At 47.8% G+C, this 14,643-nt stretch carries 10 protein-coding genes and 1 riboswitch; of the genes, 7 read left to right on the top strand and 3 right to left on the bottom strand.

What is annotated here, in order from left to right; genetic code table 11:
* Positions 1–94: 94 nt before the first annotated feature.
* Positions 95–1,261, top strand: a complete 1,167-nt coding sequence (gene pncB / locus ISX59_RS13615; protein WP_005782737.1) for a nicotinate phosphoribosyltransferase — start codon at positions 95–97, stop codon at positions 1,259–1,261.
* 23 nt (positions 1,262–1,284) lie between these two features.
* Here pncB and ISX59_RS13610 read toward each other — a convergent pair whose 3' ends face one another.
* Positions 1,285–2,496 carry a peroxiredoxin gene (locus ISX59_RS13610; protein ID WP_032539503.1) on the bottom strand — a complete coding sequence of 404 codons (1,212 nt, stop codon included), beginning with the start codon at positions 2,494–2,496 and terminating at the stop codon, positions 1,285–1,287.
* 752 nt (positions 2,497–3,248) lie between these two features.
* Entirely contained in the window at positions 3,249–5,507 is a 2,259-nt protein-coding gene (locus ISX59_RS13605) for a cation:proton antiporter (protein ID WP_032539504.1), read from the bottom strand.
* Between the two features lie 179 nt (positions 5,508–5,686).
* Positions 5,687–5,901: riboswitch (cobalamin riboswitch) on the top strand.
* A 138-nt stretch (positions 5,902–6,039) separates the two neighbouring features.
* Between ISX59_RS13605 and accC the strand changes: the two genes are divergently transcribed.
* From accC to ISX59_RS13580, 5 genes are all read left to right on the top strand, one after another.
* Positions 6,040–7,554, top strand: a complete 1,515-nt coding sequence (gene accC / locus ISX59_RS13600; protein WP_005808006.1) for an acetyl-CoA carboxylase biotin carboxylase subunit — start codon at positions 6,040–6,042, stop codon at positions 7,552–7,554.
* Positions 7,555–7,560: 6 nt separating this feature from the next.
* A complete protein-coding gene (locus ISX59_RS13595) occupies positions 7,561–8,061 on the top strand; it encodes an acetyl-CoA carboxylase biotin carboxyl carrier protein subunit (RefSeq protein WP_005782744.1) in 501 nt (166 codons plus the stop codon).
* Between the two features lie 17 nt (positions 8,062–8,078).
* On the top strand, positions 8,079–9,614 hold the full coding sequence (locus ISX59_RS13590) for an acyl-CoA carboxylase subunit beta (protein ID WP_005782746.1): 1,536 nt from the start codon (positions 8,079–8,081) through the stop codon (positions 9,612–9,614).
* 139 nt (positions 9,615–9,753) lie between these two features.
* The gene (locus tag ISX59_RS13585; RefSeq protein WP_005821482.1) at positions 9,754–10,638 is read left to right on the top strand and encodes an AraC family transcriptional regulator; all 885 of its coding nucleotides are present in this window, start codon (positions 9,754–9,756) and stop codon (positions 10,636–10,638) included.
* Between the two features lie 213 nt (positions 10,639–10,851).
* The gene (locus tag ISX59_RS13580; RefSeq protein WP_220575984.1) at positions 10,852–11,766 is read left to right on the top strand and encodes a YncE family protein; all 915 of its coding nucleotides are present in this window, start codon (positions 10,852–10,854) and stop codon (positions 11,764–11,766) included.
* Between the two features lie 183 nt (positions 11,767–11,949).
* On the opposite strand, the gene ISX59_RS13575 is transcribed toward ISX59_RS13580, so the two are convergent.
* Positions 11,950–12,621, bottom strand: a complete 672-nt coding sequence (locus ISX59_RS13575) for an isochorismatase family protein (protein ID WP_005782753.1) — start codon at positions 12,619–12,621, stop codon at positions 11,950–11,952.
* A gap of 393 nt (positions 12,622–13,014) precedes the next feature.
* Between ISX59_RS13575 and ISX59_RS13570 the strand changes: the two genes are divergently transcribed.
* A complete protein-coding gene (locus ISX59_RS13570) occupies positions 13,015–14,628 on the top strand; it encodes a serine hydrolase (protein ID WP_220575983.1) in 1,614 nt (537 codons plus the stop codon).
* Positions 14,629–14,643 lie beyond the last annotated feature (15 nt).

Here is a 14,643-nt window from a genome sequence, read left to right as displayed (position 1 = left end):
TTCCTTTTATAAAACCTAAACCTTTGGAAAATTGTTAGTATCTTCGCCCTACATTTTAAATCTGAAATATCGTTTTACCAATTAAAAGAATCCAATGATTATTCGTACCATACTCGATACAGACCTTTACAAATTCACTACCTCGTATGCTTACATTAAACTATTCCCGTATGCGATGGGCACTTTCAGTTTCAAAGACAGGGATGAAACTGAATACAGCGACGAGTTTGTAGAAAGACTGAAAACTGAAATCAGTCGCTTATCGCATGTAGCACTGACTGGAGAAGAACTGGAGTACATGGTGAAGAACTGCCGTTTCCTCCCCAGAGTCTATTGGGAATGGCTCTCTTCTTTCCGTTTCCAACCGGAAAAAATAGAAGTCCGTTTGGACGAAAATCGACACCTCCACATAGAGATCAGTGATTACCTTTATAAGGCAACGCTTTATGAAGTACCTTTACTTGCCATCGTTTCCGAGATAAAGAATCAATCATCCGGCAATATCGCCAGTATGGGAGATATCTTGTGTAAACTATCCGAAAAGGCAGAACTGTCTAACAAGCATCAACTGTTTTTCTCTGAATTCGGAACACGGAGACGCTTCTCATTCGACGTGCAGGATCAAGTCATCGGACACCTGAGACAAACAGCCCGCTATTGCATCGGCACCTCCAACTGCCATTTCGCCATGAAATACGGCATGAAACCCATGGGTACACATCCGCATGAATGGTTCATGTTTCATGGAGCACAATTCGGTTATAAACACGCCAATTACATGGCTCTTGAAAATTGGGTAAATGTATACGACGGGGACCTCGGCATCGCCTTGTCCGACACCTATACATCTGCCATCTTTTTAAGCAACCTGAGTCGTAAACAAGCCAAATTGTTTGATGGTGTAAGATGTGACTCAGGCGATGAATTCAGGTTTATCGACCGATTGACTGCCCGTTACAAAGAGTTAGGCATTGACTCGACTACCAAGACAATCGTATTCAGCAATGCACTGGACTTTGACAAAGCACTGGACATTCAGGAGTATTGCCGGGGAAAAATCCGCTGTTCATTCGGTATCGGCACAAACCTGACTAATGATACCGGATTCAAGCCATCAAACATCGTCATGAAGCTATCGCAGTGCAAGATGAACCTGAATCAGGAATGGCGCGAATGCGTGAAGCTATCAGATGACATAGGGAAACATATCGGCAGCCCGGAAGAGGTACGTGCCTGTTTATACGATTTGCGGCTGGAATAAACTCCAACCGCAAATACATTTCATCATAACAATGCTTTGATAGCGTCCGTTATCTCTTTATCGGTTTTCTCCATTCCATATCCCTGAATGACTTTTCTGACCACGCGGTCCTGATCTAATATAAAGAAGAAAGGTGCTGCGCCATATGTCCGGTATGACTTGACAATGCCTTCATCACCACATAAGAATCTATAGTTTATCTGGTTCTTATCCGCATAAGTCCACAGCGAATGAGGTTTGCGTCCCCAGGTTTCTATAGAAACCACTTCAAATTCATCGGCATTGAACTTCTCTTTCAGCCCGTTCAGAAAGGGAATGGATGCATGACAAGCACCGCATCCGATACCGGTCAGATTCACTAAAAGCACTTTACTCTTAAGATTAGATAATGACACCGGATTCTCGTACATATCTTTCAACATCCAGTCGGGAGCTTTCTTCCCTATAAGTTCTCTTGCCGAAAGTTGGGTAGTCTTTCCTTTCTCACCATACTTGCGGATTTCATAGTCTTGGGGCAAATAATCATATAAGTTAAAATCGGCTATCGACAATTGATTCAACACTATATCCGAACATATATTGGCAGAAATCTGATGCGACATTTCCCTGCGGACTTTATAAGGCAAATCATCCGATTTATTAATCCACAGTTCGTAAATCGAGGTCGGGTCCCCCAAGTCAAAAGGAGGCTTCGGTATGTAGTACGCTTTTCCAAAAAATTCAACCTGTCTGTCTTCATGTATCACCAACTTGAAGTAATACGCTTCTCCTAAATCCTTCCATTCGGTTGTGATGCTATCCCCCGTACTCAAAGCATATCCGATGATATTCCGGCTGTAACAGAAAAACGGAGGACCCACCAACCTGAAAGGAAGTTTTCTGGTCGTGAAATCATCGATCATAATCCCTTTATGCTCATGAAAACTTATCATTTTCACTTTTCCATCATAACCAAATTCAAATCGCGTCGTATCTTTGGCGTTAAGAGCCACATAACTTGCACCGATAGTCGAATCAGAAGGATTAGTGTATTCTTTAATAAACCGAAAAGAATTAGTTATAGCAGTCGTATCACCGGGTTGCCAGGACTGAGATTGTTCATGATAAGAAGCTGATTCTACCTTATCAAGATTACTTAGAACTTTTTTCAAATAAGTTCTCATATCCACATCATTCTTACCACAGACATTCATGACTAATAAGAATGAAATAACAGATAATAAAATGGACTTCATAGTACTTTATATTTTAGACATACACAAATATAGCCAATGAAAGTAGAAATCAACAACCGGCATCTTAACTTTTATACTTAATAATAATATTATAGTATCTACTAACTTTTCATAGAAAGTCAGAGTTTTAAAAGCCTAAAAACAAACAGATGCATATATCTCTATTTTAATATCAAAAAGAAACTATTTTCCCTTTTTGAACAACACACTTTATATTAAAAACCGGTGCAGCAGAAGAATACAACGCATAGATATGACATTTACATACAGAAAGTTGCATCATATTGAGTAAATATGCTATTTCATATAACAAAAGACCTTACTCTTTTCCAAAAAGAAGTAAGTGTTTTCCCGAAAAGAAGTTAGTCTTTTGTTCGGAAGAAGCTAATCTTTTGTCCGAAAGAAGTTAATAACGCAAAAAGAAGGCGTAAAATACAAGTTTCCTGAAATTATCGGAGGCTTCAGAAGGGATATGTGTCAACTATCATTTTAAAGGTTCAATCCGACCTACAACGACAGAAGATGTCTAAAAACAAGGATCACCAACCATATGCTTGATAAAAAGGTAAAATCACATCATTTTGATTCTGTCTGATGGGAAAATAAGAGTCTTTTCGGAAGCAGTCGCAAACGAGGCCGGAAAGAAACGAATACAGACCGTATTGAAAATACAGAATGATACTTCATTGTGTATCTGTCAAAATGCAAATTTTCGCCTCAGCCGTTTTCCTTTCCTCTGCTCTTTACCACTCTTACTTCTTCCGCACCAAAAACTGCCTGATCTTCTCCCTGTCTCCTACCACCCAAACCAAATCTCCCAATTGGAAAACTATAGCCTGATTCACCGGAACCAATTCACCCTCTCGTTCAAGGGCTACGACGAGACTATCATATCTTTTTCCTAACCGGGACTGGGCAATGCTTTTGTTCAGAAACGGAAAATCTTCATCTACCGTGAATGAATGAAGCGTCACATCTTGTTTTATGTTCTTTTCATCCGGCAAATCCTGTCTGTTCTCAAGTTCCGTCCGGAACTCTTGCAGCTGTCCGCCTGTTCCGACCACTACTAACTTATCCTGCGGATAAATTCGTTCGGAACTTTGTGGAATGTATATTCTCCGCTCCCCTCTGACAATACTTACTATATTGACACCAAACTCCCGCCTGAAAGGGAGTTCATCCAATGACTGACCGATATAAGACGAATAAGGAGACACCCAAACGGAAGTCAGCTCAACATCTTTGTCATTAAACTCACTGTTAAAACGACTTTTCAGAGGATAACGTTTGCGGGCAGCTTCTTCCCTTCCGTTCAGATTGGTCAGGAAGTGTGTTTCCAGATGCGAATATTGCGTGAGGTTCTCCCTGAAAATAAGAATCAATGCCAATACGGCAACGGCTATCACAATGCCTATCCCATAATTGAGGCTGAAGTAACTGATAACGACCCCTGCAATGAAAAAGACGGCAACCGACACACGAAACAAAATCAGCGCGACCAACCGTCCGTGATTGTAATTATCATCATTCCACAACTTTAAAAATACATCCGGGGAATTATACTTATCTGAAACAAGTGCCCACAGGAAAGGTGTCATCAACAGAAGTGTGACCAGACACATCCCTATGTTTACCCATCGCCCGGGAGCATCGAACATCTCGTTTATCGTGGGATAAACGGTTTGCACAGACAATAACCAAATCGCCGTGAGAAGGACACTATAGATAATCACTCTTCCGACAATCGTCTTCAACAACCGCTTCCAATCGCTGTCATGATTGACCGTCTTCTTACCGGAAGCATAGCGATCCAGACTTTTCCTGGTTTTAGGCGGAAGTATTTTATAAAGCCATTCGGCAAACGGATTTGCCAACCGGATGAAATAAGGAGTTGTGAATGTAGTAATCACCGATACCGCAACAATAATCGGAGGGATAAAACTATCCAGTACTTTGAGTGAAGCCCCCAGCCCTGCGATAATGAAAGCGAACTCTCCTATCTGGGCAAGGCTGAATCCTGACTTGACGGAAACCTTCAACGGTTCACCGGATAATAAAACTCCCAATGAAGAAAATATGGATTTACCCACAAGAGTTACCAAAGTAATGATGACCACCGGCCAGCCATACTGCACCAAGACAGCCGGATTGACCAACATACCGACAGAGACAAAGAAAATAGCTCCGAAAAGATCTTTCACCGGCTGGATGATATGTTCTATGTGTTCGGCCTCAACCGTCTCGGCAAGGATAGATCCCATAATGAAAGCACCCAGTGCAGCCGAGAATCCTGTACGGGTAGCCAACACAACCATTCCCAGACAAAGTCCCAGCGAAACGATCAGTAAGGTTTCGTTATTCATCAGCCGTTTTGCTTTTTTCAAAAAGAACGGAAGGATAAATATCCCAATCAGGAACCATAGGATCAGAAAGAAAACAACCTTCAACACACTCATCAACAGCTCTTCACCTACAAACTCCTTACTCACTGCCATTGTAGAAAGGATGACCATCATCAGGATAGCGATCAGATCTTCAACTACCAATGTCCCGAATACAACACCCGTGAAGCGTTGGTTACGTAAGCCGAGATCATCAAACGCTTTGATAATAATCGTTGTTGACGACATGGACAACATCCCCCCCAGAAAAATAGAATTCATTGTGCTCCAGCCTAGCAGATGTCCTACCATATAACCGATCAGCAACATGCTGATAACTTCGGTGGTTGCCGTGATAAAGGCAGCTGACCCGACATTTATTAATTTCTTAAAACTAAACTCCAACCCAAGGGCGAAAAGTAAAAAAACAACTCCTATCTCAGCCCAGATATTGATGTTCTCAATATCACCTACAGTCGGGAAAATCTGCACGTAAGGTCCCGCCAATAATCCGGCGACGATATATCCCAGTACCAAGGGTTGTTTCAACCATTTGAACAAAAGAGTAATGATACTTGCGGACATCAGTATTAGGGCAAGGTCGGCAATTAAGGTAGGTAAGTGTGACATGGCATGTATATTTCGTTAGTAATTCATTCCGTTTATGCTCTTTTATTTGTAAAAAAGAACAATCGACAGTCTATTTGTGTTTCGTCTATATGACATTTATTTTGAAACAAAGCGCCGTTGGTCATTGCACAAAATTGAACTTTTCGTGCAAAAAGTATCCACTCTATCCAATATTTCTCTATATTTGTCCCCGAATTGGTTCGGAATCCGTGGTCAACGGACGAAGATTAAAAGGGAATCGGGTGTAAATCCCGGACAGTCCCGCTGCTGTGAAGCTCTATATAACATCTTATCAATAAACCAATTACAAACCACTGACGGAAAAAGAAACGTCGGGAAGGTCCGATAAGATGTAGAGTCAGTCAGAAGACCTGCCATTCAATGAATAAGAGCTTTTTTACCTCGTGGGTTAGGAAAGAAAGCATCGTTGTTAAGCCCCAAATCGTAGAAATACTGTGTTTTCATCGGGTGGACTCATGTCCGCAGGGTGGAAAGCATGAATATGTGTATTCCATTTAATTGAGAAATGAATATGATTAAAAGAATCTTAGTCGCCAACCGCGGCGAAATAGCCGTGAGGGTGATGCGCTCCTGCCGGGAGATGGAAATAACGAGCATTGCCGTTTTCTCGGAAGCGGACCGAACAGCGAAGCATGTGCTCTATGCCGACGAAGCTTACTGCATCGGCCCGGCAGCATCGAAAGAGAGTTATCTGAATATAGAAAAGATTATCGAAGTGGCAAAGTCGTGCCGCGCAGACGCCATCCACCCGGGATACGGGTTCTTGTCCGAAAATGCAACCTTTGCCCGTCGTTGTCGTGAAGAGGGGATCATCTTCATCGGTCCGGACCCGGAAACCATGGAGGCGATGGGAGATAAGATTTCGGCACGTATCAAGATGATAGAAGCCGGTGTACCGGTGGTTCCGGGTACTCAAGAAAACCTGAAGAGCCTTGAAGAAGCGGTAGAACTCTGCAATCAAATCGGTTATCCGGTAATGCTGAAAGCCTCGATGGGAGGTGGTGGAAAGGGTATGCGGCTGATTCATCGTGCAGATGAAGTGGAAGAGGCCTACACAACCGCCAAGAGCGAATCACTTTCGTCATTCGGCGACGACACGGTTTACCTGGAGAAATTTGTAGAAGAACCGCATCACATTGAGTTCCAGATTCTGGGCGACAAGCATGGCAACGTGATTCATCTGTGCGAACGTGAATGTTCGGTGCAACGCCGCAACCAGAAGATTGTGGAAGAGAGCCCTTCGGTGTTCGTCACTCCTGAACTACGCCGGGATATGGGAGAAAAAGCAGTGGCCGCCGCCAAAGCCGTGAACTATGTCGGAGCGGGAACCATCGAATTTCTGGTGGACAAGCACCGCAACTATTACTTCCTGGAAATGAACACGCGCCTGCAAGTGGAACATCCGATTACCGAAGAGGTAGTCGGCGTAGATTTAGTGAAAGAGCAGATTAAAGTGGCCGAAGGACAGGTGTTGCAACTGAAACAGGAAGATATCCAGCAACGCGGACATGCCATCGAATGCCGCATCTGCGCAGAAGATACAGAAATGAACTTCATGCCCAGCCCGGGTGTCATCAAGCAGATTACGGAGCCAAACGGCATCGGGGTGCGCATCGACAGCTATGTATACGAAGGTTACGAGATTCCGATTTATTATGACCCGATGATCGGCAAGCTGATTGTATGGGCAACCACACGCGAATACGCCATCGAACGAATGCGCCGTGTACTCCACGAATATAAGCTGACAGGAGTAAAGAACAACATCAGTTATCTGCGCGCCATCATGGATACTCCCGACTTTGTGGAAGGGCATTACGATACGGGATTCATCAGCAAAAACGGGGAAGTGCTCCAACACTGCATCACCCGTACCAGCGAACGTGCAGAGAACATCGCACTGATCGCCGCTTACATGGATTACCTGATGAACCTGGAGGAGAATAACAGCGGACTGGCTGCGGACAACCGCCCGATCAGCAAATGGAAAGAATTCGGACTGCACAAAGGGGTATTAAGAATATAGAAGAGTATGGAAATACATATAGGGAATCGCGTGGCCGAAATAGAACTGGTCAGCAAAGAAGATAACAAAGTGGTACTCACCATCGACGGAAAAACGTTCGAAGCGGACGTTGTCATGGCAGAGAACGGGAATTGCAACATCCTGATGGACGGACGCAGCTCCAACGCCCAACTGATTCGCAAAGAGAACGGAAAGAGTTACAAAGTGAATACACACTACAGCAGTTTCAATGTCGAGATTGTGGACAGTCAGGCAAAATATCTGCGGATGCGCAAGAAAGGTGAAGAAACACAGAACGACCGCATCATTTCGCCCATGCCGGGCAAGGTAGTGAAAATCCCCGTCAGTGTGGGACAGGAGATGAAAGCCGGAGAAACTGTCATCGTCATCGAAGCGATGAAGATGCAGAGTAACTACAAGGTGACTTCGGACTGCCGGATTAAAGAGATTCTGGTACAGGAAGGTGATAATATCGCCGGAGACCAGACGCTGATAACGTTAGAATAACGAATAATAGAAAGACAATGGAAGAAGTAAATAAAGCCTATGCCACGTTCGAAGAGCGTGACCGTATCGCTTCCCAAGGCGGAGGCGCTGCCAAGATTGAAATACAACATGCGAGCGGAAAGATGACTGCCCGCGAACGCATCGATATGTTACTGGACAAGGGAACATTTGTGGAACTTGACAAGCTGATGGTGCACCGCTGCACCAACTATGGCATGGACCGTAACAAGGTTCCGGGCGACGGTGTGGTGTCGGGTTACGGAAAGATCGACGGCCGTCAAGTGTTTGTCTACGCTTACGACTTCACCGTTTACGGTGGTTCACTCTCGGCATCGAATGCCAAGAAGATAGTCAAGGTACAACAACTGGCTTTGAAGAATGGCGCGCCGATCATCGCACTGAACGACTCGGGCGGTGCACGTATCCAGGAAGGAATCGAAAGCCTGTCGGGCTATGCCGACATCTTTTACCAGAACACGATGGCAAGCGGCGTGATCCCGCAGATTTCGGCTATCCTCGGTCCATGCGCCGGAGGTGCCTGCTACTCTCCGGCACTGACGGATTTCATCTTTATGGTGAAGGAGAAAAGCCATATGTTCGTCACCGGACCGGATGTGGTAAAGACGGTGATCCACGAAGAAGTCAGCAAAGAAGAACTGGGCGGTGCCATGACGCACAGCAGCAAGAGTGGTGTAACGCATTTCATAGCAAACACCGAGGAAGAATTGCTGATGTCGATCCGCGAGCTGCTCTCCTTCCTCCCGCAAAACAATATGGACGAAACGCGCAAGCAGAACTGCACCGATGACATCAACCGCGAAGATGCATCACTCGGCAGCATTATCCCCGCCGACCCGAACATACCGTATGATATGAAAGAGATCATCGAACGGGTTGTTGACGAGGGCTACTTCTTTGAAGTGATGCAGAACTTTGCCAAAAACATCATCATCGGTTTTGCCCGCTTAGCCGGACGCTCGGTAGGTATCGTGGCCAACCAGCCGGCATACCTGGCGGGTGTGCTCGACATCGATGCCAGCGACAAGGCAAGCCGTTTCATCCGCTTCTGCGACTGTTTCAACATTCCTCTGATTACGTTCGAAGACGTTCCGGGCTTCCTGCCGGGATATACGCAGGAGAACAACGGCATCATCCGCCACGGTGCCAAAATAGTGTATGCCTTTGCCGAGGCCACAGTGCCCAAGCTGACTGTGATCACCCGCAAGGCCTATGGTGGCGCTTACATCGTGATGAACTCCAAGCAGACGGGGGCGGACGTGAACTTTGCCTACCCGAGTGCGGAAATTGCCGTGATGGGTGCCGAGGGAGCCGTAAACATCCTGTTCCGCAAGGCGGACGCAGAGAGCAAAGCCAAAGAACTGGATGCCTACAAAGAGAAGTTTGCCACTCCATACCAGGCTGCCGAACTGGGATTCATCGACGAGATCATCCTGCCGAAGCAAACCCGTAAACGCTTGATACAGGCATTGGAGATGACGGAAAACAAAATGCAGACGAATCCGCCGAAGAAACACGGAAACATGCCGCTGTAGGCACAGCAGGCGGACCAAGCAGAGAGAGGGTATATGCGCGGGGGCAAGGCGACCGGAACAAGATTTCGCACGTCTCCCCGCATTTTTCAGGAAGTTTTATCCTATATTTGCGTCAGCTAACTCCAAAACCTTTCATCTTATGCCCACTAAGCGCCTTTTCGTCCCCGATGACATTCTCCGTCCGGCACAGCCGGGTGAAAACAAGAACATACGCCTGCTCCAATACGTCAACTCTACCACACAGGAAAACTTCGACGCTTTCCTGACGCACCATGCCCTGGTATACATCCTCTCCGGGGTGAAGCAGATCAAGGTAGGGAGCAATCAGTTTGACATCCGCCCCGGAGAACTGTTTCTGATACCAAGGGGAGAGTACGTGATGTCGGAATACATTACCGGCGAACATGGGTTCCGCAGCCTGATGTTGTTTTTCAGCAAACGGGTTGCGCAAGGACTGGCCGAACAACTGAGCGGATGTTTGCCGGAACGTATATCGGAAAGGATGCCGACAAAAAGAGAAGCCATAAAGATCATTCCCCACAACCGGGAAATAGAGAAACTGTTTTCTTCGTTGGAGGAATACAGCAAGAGTAAGAGTCCGTTTATGTGCGAACTGATCCGGCTGAAATTTACCGAACTGGTATACCTGCTTCTGGACAGTCCTTACCGGCAACTAATAGCTTCCTTCCTCCTGGATGCGGCACGAAGCGAAAGCCCGGCACTGTCAGCCGTGCTCGACCGGCATTTGTATTCCCCGGCCACCGTCAACGAACTGGCTATGCTTTCCGGCAGAAGCCTGTCGAGCTTTAAGCGGGAGTTTGCCCAGGAATATGGTGAAGCTCCCCGCGGATGGATACGCAGAAAAAAACTGGAACGCGCTGCTTATCTGCTCGACACGTCGGACAAAACGATCGAAGAAGTAACGGACGCGAGCGGATTTGTAAGTGCGGCACACTTTGCCCGGCTCTTTAAAGAGCAATATCAGATGACACCTACTGAATATAGGGGGAGGAATGATGAATGATGGGCGAAAAGCGATGAACGATGGACGAGAAGTGAGAAATGGAGATGATCGAAGACCTATATATAAGGTGTGGGAAGCTGCCGGAACGAAGCATTCGTAAACGTACCCTGAACCAAACAGACCGGAGACTGAACCAAACGGGCAACAACCCGTTCTCTATTTGCCTGTATCTTTGCTGCATGAAATTCATCTTATGAAATACAAGATCAGCTTATGAAAACTAAATTCTTTACTCCCATCCTATTGATCACCTTCTCGGCTACCGCTCTGTGTTGCCAAAGCAAAAAACAAAACCAGCCGACGGAAAAGGCACAGCAACCGGAAACAACGATCATCAGTGACAGCATTCGTTTCTGCGAAAGCACGTACCCCTATCAGGGAGGTATCCTGATCGCCAACTTCGGAACGGAGCAGCTCAATCCACTCAACACGGAAGGCAGGGGATACATCGCCTACCATAAAGATAACCGGACGGAAATCCTGATTCCTGCCGACGGCAACCTCTCCGGACCGAAAGGAATGTTTGTTCGTGACGAGCACCTGTTCATCTGCGACGTCAACAAAATCGTAGTCTACAACCTACAAGCACCGGAGAAAGCACCGCAAGTCGTCCTGCTGCCCGAAGGCAACCTTTTCGTAAACGACCTCGTGGCGGAAGGGAATACACTTTATGCTTCTGTCACCAATACAGGAAAAATCTTCAGCATCGACATCAGTGACCCGGGCGCAGTAGGGATTCCTGCCGAATGGGTGAGCATCGCCGGACCTAACGGGCTGATTATCGAAAACGGAACCATGTACGTCGCCTCTTATCCCGCTGACGGGAAGACAACGGACAACAATGTCATCTATCAGATTACCGACCTGAGCAAACCCGTTCCGGAGAAGTTCATCACCACCCCGGGACAATATGACGGTATCGCCCTCTCTGCCGACAAGAAAACGATGTACATCACCAACTGGACACCCGCACAAGTTTGTGCCGTCAACATGAATACCCGAAAGATCACGCCACTCGACATTAACCCGGAGAAACCGCTGTCCGGCCCGGCAGATATCACGGTAGCCTCCGGAACGATGTATATTCCGGACCTGCCCAACAGCAGGGTCATCGTTTATCCAATGTAAGATTCGGTTCATAATCCGTCATTACTTATACTAAGAATTCCCTTATCCCAGCTTTTCCCATCCATTGAGAAAGTTGAGATAAGGGAATCTTCCGTCTATCGGAAGGCCGTTTTCGGGATGATTATCCTTTCAGGAACTCCGTTCAGAGAGCCCCCCCGATTAACGGTCTATATAACCCCGCGCTCACCGCTCCCGCATCTCTGCCACGAACTCGTCGGTGGTGTAGACCTTCTCTGCCAGCAGGGTGAAGTTGATGAACGCTGCCGTATCGGCGTCCAGTCCGGGGAGCTTGGCAGAGGCCGTGGCGTCAAAGACGACGGCTGCCTCAAATCCGCGTTCCTGCAACTCGCGCAGATGGGACTCCGCGCAGAGGTTGCCGGACATGCCGCACACCACTACCTTGTTCACCCCACGCTTGCGGAGTTGAAGAATCAGGTCATTGTTTTCCGGCCCGTACAGTTTGTGGGGTGCCGTGACGATGATATTCGTGCCCCCGTCGATATAGGGTTTGTAGAGTTCCAGCCAGTCGGCACCCGAACCTTCGAAACCCTCGCCGGTCAACTGTCCCCGGCGTTCGAACATGCCCGTGTCGTGCATCAGTTTCTCGATGGGACCTTCGAAAAGCCATTGGTGATCATGCTTATAGTAATAGTGCGGGGAGATGAATACCAGCATGCCTTTTGCGGCTGCCACCTCGAAGATGCGGCGGAGGTTTTCCACCGTACCATTCTTCTGTATGTTCTCTCCGAAAGCGCCCCAGCCCAGACCGTTCTCGCTCAGGAAATCGTTCTGCGGGTCTGTCATTACAATCGCTGTGTGTCCGTCGATGACGAACGGGGTGTTGATACCTTCCATAATCTTTTTTTGTTTTTAGACGTTTATACTCCTTTTAGCTCAGGGTGCGGCGTCGGTGTACCGCTTGTTTTCCGACTTTGCAAAGATCGGCATTCCACACAGGACAGGAAAGGGCCATATGGCCGGATAAGTTAGCAATTCTTCCCGAATAAGAAGAAAATCATGCTATCTTACCCTATGAGGAAAGGAAATGGATCAGAAGAGGGAACGGAGACACCTATTTATATATAAAAGTCTTATAACAAACAGGTTTTAGAGAGTGGAAACGCCACTCTTCCCCGCCTTCGGGAACAATTGCCTATTCAATGTGTGATATCGCTCTTTCCCGAGCAGCGATAAGCACCGATCTTTGCAACATCAGATTTAAACAACTAAAACAATCCCGCGAACGTTATGAAAAAGAATTTATTAATTTTAGTCGCACTGCTGACTTCGGCAATGATCTCGGCACAGAACGGAGGAACCATTATGAAGAAGTATGAGAACCAATTGCCGCAAGCCGGCAGGGGAAATGTGCACGTTGCCTACCAGGGCAAGGCCATCGACCAGATGATTTACGATTTTATGGAAGAACAGGGAATACCGGGCATGACGCTTGCCATCGTACAGGCGCCTTACATCCCCCGGGTGGTGGGCTACGGAGTGACTGACTTCACGAAAGGAAACCTCGCCGCCGCCAAGACGCTCTGGCCCATCGGTCCCATCTCGCAAGGATATGCTGCCGTGGCGGTGATGCAACTCTACGAACGGGGCAAACTCGACCTGAACGACCCCGTCGGCAAGTACCTGAAGGATGTGCCGGAAAGCTGGAAACCGGTCAGCATCCTCCAGTTGATGCAGCACAGCTCGGGCATCGCCGACTACCGCGCGCAGAAGGGTTTCGACGTCTCTGCCGATTATCGTCCGGAACAGTTGATCGAGACCGTAGCCGCACTGCCACTGGCCTTCGAACCGGGAACGGATGTGAAGCAGAGCGCCACGAACTTCCTGCTGCTGACTTCCATCATCGAGAAGGCGGGCAAAATGCCTTACCACGATTTCGTGAAGAAGTATCAGATTGACTACCTGGGACTGCGGCAGACTTTCTTCGGAGAAGACCTGGCGAAAGTAAAACAGGAGGACGTGACCACTACGGGCAACGTGCACCAAACATTCAAGAAGGACCGGGACTATATCAACCCCTCGGAAACAACGACCGGATACGTTGAAAAAGACGGCCGGCTCGTCGCAGCGCCTGCTGTCAGCCCTACGGCACTGAAAGGTTTCTCCGACATCTGGGCATCGGCAGAGAACGTTTCCCATTGGGACATCGGACTGGCGGGAAGCGCCTTGATCGAGAAACCGGAAAACCGTGACATCGTGTACAAGCCCACCCGGCTGGCCAACGGCAAGGTGGTCCCCGCCATGGCAGGCTGGCAGTTCTATAACCACAACGGGCTGATGGACATCAAAGGCGACGTATCGGGACATTCGGCTTTCCTGAGCCGTTTCACCGACGCTTCGGAACTGGTATGCGTCACCCTGCTCGCCAACAAGGAGGGAGTGGACCTGACGAACCTGGGACGCCGCATTGCCGCCGCTTTCGACAGCGCCAAGATGGGCACGGGAGCCAACGACAACCTACTGTACACCTACGAGAGCCAGTTCAGCGTAGACGAGACCATGGGACGCATTGAGCAGACGCTCCGGGCAATGGGAATCCCTGTCTTCGCCAAATTCGACCACGGAAAGAACGCAGAAGAGGTAGGCTTGACGCTTCGCCCGAACCAGGTGATTGTCTTCGGTTCGCCGAAAGTGGGCACAAAGCTGATGCAGGACAATCCGAGCATCTCGATCGAATTGCCGCTGAAGATCTCCGTTTGGGAGGATAAGAACGGCAGTGTATGGGCCACTTTCCCACAGATGCAGGTGATGGCGGCCGAATACGGGCTGGAAGCGGAACCGGTGATCGGAAAGATGCAGGAATTGCTGGAAAAGATCGTGATTAAGGGGGCAAGCGTGTATTGACTCCATGCCCGAGGG

It is taken from the genome of Bacteroides sp. FSHCM14E1 (assembly GCF_019633785.1).
In the GTDB taxonomy this organism is placed as follows: domain Bacteria; phylum Bacteroidota; class Bacteroidia; order Bacteroidales; family Bacteroidaceae; genus Bacteroides; species Bacteroides hominis.
The sequence above is the reverse complement of the archived record's forward strand: the minus strand, read 5'-3'. Positions and strand labels throughout refer to the sequence as shown.

Coding starts and splice junctions, on each gene's coding strand:
- accC (WP_005808006.1), top strand. CDS start 6,040: ATGATTAAAAGAATCTTAGTCGCCAACCGCGGCGAAATAGCCGTGAGG.
- ISX59_RS13585 (WP_005821482.1), top strand. CDS start 9,754: ATGCCCACTAAGCGCCTTTTCGTCCCCGATGACATTCTCCGTCCGGCA.
- ISX59_RS13610 (WP_032539503.1), bottom strand. CDS start 2,496: ATGAAGTCCATTTTATTATCTGTTATTTCATTCTTATTAGTCATGAAT.
- pncB (WP_005782737.1), top strand. CDS start 95: ATGATTATTCGTACCATACTCGATACAGACCTTTACAAATTCACTACC.
- ISX59_RS13605 (WP_032539504.1), bottom strand. CDS start 5,507: ATGTCACACTTACCTACCTTAATTGCCGACCTTGCCCTAATACTGATG.
- ISX59_RS13570 (WP_220575983.1), top strand. CDS start 13,015: ATGAAAAAGAATTTATTAATTTTAGTCGCACTGCTGACTTCGGCAATG.
- ISX59_RS13580 (WP_220575984.1), top strand. CDS start 10,852: ATGAAAACTAAATTCTTTACTCCCATCCTATTGATCACCTTCTCGGCT.
- ISX59_RS13575 (WP_005782753.1), bottom strand. CDS start 12,621: ATGGAAGGTATCAACACCCCGTTCGTCATCGACGGACACACAGCGATT.
- ISX59_RS13590 (WP_005782746.1), top strand. CDS start 8,079: ATGGAAGAAGTAAATAAAGCCTATGCCACGTTCGAAGAGCGTGACCGT.
- ISX59_RS13595 (WP_005782744.1), top strand. CDS start 7,561: ATGGAAATACATATAGGGAATCGCGTGGCCGAAATAGAACTGGTCAGC.